This is a genomic window from Pseudomonas sp. Nvir, assembly GCF_963778085.1.
Taxonomy (GTDB): Bacteria; Pseudomonadota; Gammaproteobacteria; order Pseudomonadales; family Pseudomonadaceae; genus Aquipseudomonas; species Aquipseudomonas juntendi.
On record NZ_CAVZVN010000033.1, the window covers coordinates 1 to 1,068 of the forward strand.

A 1,068-nucleotide genomic window follows, 5' to 3' on the forward strand; every position below is an offset into this window, starting at 1 on the left:
TACGACGAGCTGGAACCGTTCTTCGATAAAGCGGAAAAAGTGTTCGGCACCTCCGGGACCGCCTGGTCGATCAAAGGCAAGGTGGTCGGCAAAGGCCGCGGCGGCAACGCCTTCGCCCCGGACCGCTCAGACGACTTCCCGCTGCCGGCGCAGAAAAACACCTGGTCGGCGCAGCTGTTTGAAAAAGCGGCGCTGGAAGTGGGGTATCACCCCTATAACCTGCCGTCGGCCAACACTTCCGACTCCTATACCAACCCCTACGGCGCGCAGATGGGCCCGTGCAACTTCTGCGGTTTCTGCAGCGGCTACGCCTGCTACATGTACTCCAAAGCCTCGCCGAACGTGAACATCCTGCCGGCGCTGCGCCAGGAAAAACGCTTTGAGCTGCGGACCAACGCCAACGTGCTGAAGGTCAACCTGACCGACGACAAATCCCGCGCCACCGGCGTGACCTACGTCGACGGCCAGGGGCGCGAAATGGAACAGCCGGCGGACCTGGTGATTATCGGCGCCTTCCAGTTCCACAACGTGCACCTGATGCTGCTCTCCGGGATCGGCAAACCGTACAATCCGGAGACCGGCGAAGGGGTGGTGGGGCGTAACTTCGCCTACCAGAACATGACCACCATCAAGGCCATTTTCGACAAAGGCACTTATACCAACCCGTTTATCGGCGCGGGCGGCAACGGCGTCGGGGTCGACGACTTCAACGCCGACAACTTCGACCACGGCGCGGCGGGCTTTGTCGGCGGTTCGCCATTCTGGGTCAACCAGGCCGGGACCAAGCCCATCTCCGGTTTCCCGGTACCACCGGGCACCCCGGCGTGGGGCAGCAAGTGGAAAGCGGCGGTTGCCGATACCTACACCCATCACCTGTCGATGGATGCCCACGGCGCGCACCAGTCCTATCGGCAGAACTACCTCGATCTTGATCCGAACTACAAAAACGTCTTCGGCCAGCCGCTGCTGCGCATGACCTTCGACTGGCAGGAAAACGACATCAAGATGGCGCAGTTTATGTTCGATAAGATGGCGCCGATCGCCAAAGCGATGAAGCCGAAATATATC

1 protein-coding gene is annotated in these 1,068 nt (G+C 60.9%); it reads left to right on the top strand.

Annotated features, from left to right (window positions below):
- Positions 1-1,068, top strand: a 1,068-nt coding sequence (locus AACG97_RS00265) for a GMC family oxidoreductase (RefSeq protein WP_338463242.1), incomplete at both ends; no start/stop codon positions are given.